4 protein-coding genes and 1 pseudogene are annotated in these 2,998 nt (G+C 61.5%); 1 reads left to right on the top strand and 4 read right to left on the bottom strand.

The genetic code is table 11. The features are described from left to right. From EOA22_RS29315 to EOA22_RS29300, 4 genes and pseudogenes are all read right to left on the bottom strand, one after another. Positions 1-199 (bottom strand): annotated as a pseudogene (locus EOA22_RS29315) (NADH-quinone oxidoreductase subunit D); the annotation flags it as partial. Next, positions 200-802, bottom strand: a complete 603-nt coding sequence (locus tag EOA22_RS29310; protein WP_013531091.1) for an NADH-quinone oxidoreductase subunit C — start codon at positions 800-802, stop codon at positions 200-202. Between the two features lie 4 nt (positions 803-806). Next, positions 807-1,388 (bottom strand): NADH-quinone oxidoreductase subunit B, encoded by a 582-nt coding sequence (locus EOA22_RS29305; protein WP_127390419.1) that lies wholly within the window; start codon positions 1,386-1,388, stop codon positions 807-809. After that, positions 1,379-1,744, bottom strand: coding sequence for an NADH-quinone oxidoreductase subunit A (locus EOA22_RS29300; protein WP_010910112.1), 366 nt, complete (start codon positions 1,742-1,744; stop codon positions 1,379-1,381). Before EOA22_RS29300 ends, EOA22_RS29305 begins: the two co-directional genes overlap by 10 nt. 331 nt (positions 1,745-2,075) lie before the next feature. Between EOA22_RS29300 and EOA22_RS29295 the strand changes: the two genes are divergently transcribed. Further along, a partial coding sequence (locus EOA22_RS29295) for a winged helix-turn-helix domain-containing protein (protein WP_164755964.1) occupies positions 2,076-2,998 on the top strand: 923 nt, incomplete at its 3' end.

Genomic DNA, 2,998 nt, shown 5'->3' with positions numbered 1-2,998 from the left:
GGTCGAGATAGGGTACCGCCTGCAGATAGGTTTTGGCTTCGATCAGCTTTTCGGTACCGCGATGCAGCAGTCCGATATGCGGATCGACGCGATCGACGACTTCGCCGTCCAGCTCCAGCACAAGGCGCAAAACGCCGTGCGCCGCGGGGTGTTGCGGGCCGAAATTGATGTTGAAGTTGCGGACGGAGGTTTCAGCCATTTACTGCTTTGCCTTCTCGTCACCCGGCAGCACGTAATCCGTACCTTCCCACGGGGACAGAAAATCGAAATTGCGGAATTCCTGCTTGAGCTCGACCGGCTCATAGATAACGCGCTTGGCCTCGTCGTCGTAGCGCACCTCGACGAAGCCGGTCAGCGGGAAATCCTTGCGCAAGGGATGGCCTTCGAAGCCATAGTCGGTCAGCAGGCGGCGCAGGTCGGGATGGCCGGAGAACAAAACGCCGTAGAGATCGTAGGTCTCGCGCTCGAACCAGTCGGCGCCGGGATAGACGCCGGTGATCGACGGCACCATGGTTTCCTCGTCGGCCTGCACCTTGACGCGGACGCGCACATTCTGCTTCGGCGACAACAGGTGATAGACGACGTCGAAACGCTTGGCCCGCGACGGATAGTCGGCGCCGCAGACATCGATGATCGAGATGAACTGGCAGCGCGCATCGTCGCGCAGGAAGGTCATCACCTCGACCAGATCGCGCGGCTCGACATGGATGGTGAGTTCGCCATAGGCGATATCAGCCTCGTTCACGCGGCCGATCAGCTTCTCGCCGAGATAGGTCGACAGTTCGCTCAGGGATGCGGTCATGGATTTACCGTTCGATCGTGCCGGTGCGGCGGATCTTCTTCTGCAAGAGAAGAATGCCGTAGAGCAGCGCTTCGGCGCTCGGCGGACAGCCGGGCACATAGATGTCGACCGGCACGATGCGGTCGCAGCCGCGCACCACCGAATAGGAATAGTGGTAATAGCCGCCGCCATTGGCGCAGGAGCCCATCGAGATGACGTAGCGCGGCTCCGGCATCTGGTCGTAGACCTTGCGCAGCGCCGGCGCCATCTTGTTGGTCAGCGTGCCGGCGACGATCATGATGTCGGACTGGCGCGGAGACGCGCGTGGCGCGACGCCGAACCGCTCCGAATCATAGCGCGGCATCGAGGTGTGGATCATCTCGACCGCGCAGCAGGCGATGCCGAACGTCATGTACATCAGCGACCCGCTGCGCGCCCAGGTGATGAGCGCCTCGGTCGAAGTGACCAGAAAGCCCTTGTCGGCCAACTCGTTGTTGATCTCGAGGAAGAAGGGATCGTCCTCCCCCACCGGCCTGCCGGTGTTGGGATCGATGATGCCCTTGGGCTTCGGCGCGACGAGGGTGCCTGAACTGTCGTTCAATCCCATTCCAGCGCTCCTTTTTTCCATTCATAGGCAAAGCCGATGGTCAGCACCGCCAAAAAAACCATCATCGACCAGAAACCGAGCATGCCGATCTTCGAAAACGACACCGCCCACGGAAACAGGAAGGCTACTTCCAGGTCGAAGATGATGAACAGGATCGACACCAGGTAGAAACGGATGTCGAACTTCATGCGGGCGTCGTCGAACGAGTTGAAACCGCACTCGTAGGCGGAAAGCTTTTCGGGATCGGGATTGCGGTAGGCCACCAGGAAGGGCGCGGCCAGCAGCGCCAGGCCGACAACCAGCGCCACGCCTATGAACAGGACGATGGGCAGGTATGAGCTCAAGAGTGCGTTCATGCTCGGCTTTCCGTTGGCGCCAATCCACGTTGATTACAGCACCGGACCCTAATGCGGAAGCGTGACAGTTTAACCGCTGAACCGTTTTAAGGGCCTATGCTGCAACGCGGCGAGGGTTAGCGCAGCACTTCCAGCGAAGCAAGTCAAACCTTGTTCAAAACATCGACCTGGACGGCATATCGCGGCAAACTGGTCCGATCCGCTCCTGTTTGATTTCCTTCGCTTTTTACTCCACTTTTCTCTCCTGACATGAATGCTGCCAAAACCCTGCTAGCATGGGTTGGAATCAGCCATTCGACCCTCGGTCAAAACACGTCAAAGTGATACCTGCATGAAGGAAAAGATCTCGCTCCCGATGGCCCGGCGCATCGCCCTTGCCGCCCAAGGGTTCCTCGATCCTCGCCCGACCGGCACGCCCGACCGCCGGCATTTTGCCCGCACGCTCTCCCGCACCGGCCTGTTGCAGATCGATTCCGTCAGCGCGGTGGTGCGCGCTCATTATATGCCGCTCTATTCGCGCCTTGGCCCCTACCCGTTCTCGCTGCTCGACAACGCGGCCGTGACGCGTAAGCGCACGGTTTTCGAATACTGGGCGCACGAGGCGTCCTTCCTGCCGGTCGAGACATACCCGCTGATGCGCTGGCGCATGCAGCGCGCCGAGCGGGGCGAGGAAATGTATCTGGGTCTCGCCAAATGGGGCCGCGAGCACGCCGCCTACATCGAAGAGATCTACCGCGAGGTCGCCGAGCGCGGCCCGATCGCCGCTTCCGCGCTGGAGGGCCAGAAAGGTTCGGGCGGCTGGTGGGGCTGGAGCGATGCCAAACACGCCTTCGAATGGCTGTTCTGGGCCGGCCGCATCACCACGGCGCACCGCCGCGGTTTCGAGCGCTTCTATGACCTGCCCGAGCGCGTGCTGCCGCAGGCGATCCTCGATCTGCCGGTGCCGACGCCTGAGGACGCGCACCGCGAATTGCTGCGCATTTCCGCCCGCGCCCACGGCGTGGCGACTTCAAGCGATTTGCGCGACTATTTCCGCCTGTCGCCGGCCGATATGAAAGGCCGGTTGGAGGAACTGGTTGAAACGGGCGAGTTGCTGCCGGTGCGTGTCGAAGGCTGGGACAAGCCGGCCTATCTTCACCGGGACGCCCGTCTGCCGCGCAAAGTCGAGGCCCGCGCCTTGCTGGCACCCTTCGATCCGGTCGTATTCGAGCGCTCGCGCACCGAGCGGCTGTTCGATTTCCACTACCGCATCGA

Origin of the sequence: Mesorhizobium sp. M7A.F.Ca.US.014.04.1.1 (genome assembly GCF_003998745.1) — a bacterium.
Taxonomy (GTDB): Bacteria; Pseudomonadota; Alphaproteobacteria; order Rhizobiales; family Rhizobiaceae; genus Mesorhizobium; species Mesorhizobium ciceri.
This window is presented reverse-complemented; position numbering and strand designations above follow the sequence as displayed.

What these genes read in the sequence shown, in the direction of transcription:
- EOA22_RS29310 (WP_013531091.1), bottom strand. Translation starts at nt 802, where the DNA reads ATGACCGCATCCCTGAGCGAACTGTCGACCTATCTCGGCGAGAAGCTG.
- EOA22_RS29305 (WP_127390419.1), bottom strand. Translation starts at nt 1,388, where the DNA reads ATGGGATTGAACGACAGTTCAGGCACCCTCGTCGCGCCGAAGCCCAAG.
- EOA22_RS29300 (WP_010910112.1), bottom strand. Translation starts at nt 1,744, where the DNA reads ATGAACGCACTCTTGAGCTCATACCTGCCCATCGTCCTGTTCATAGGC.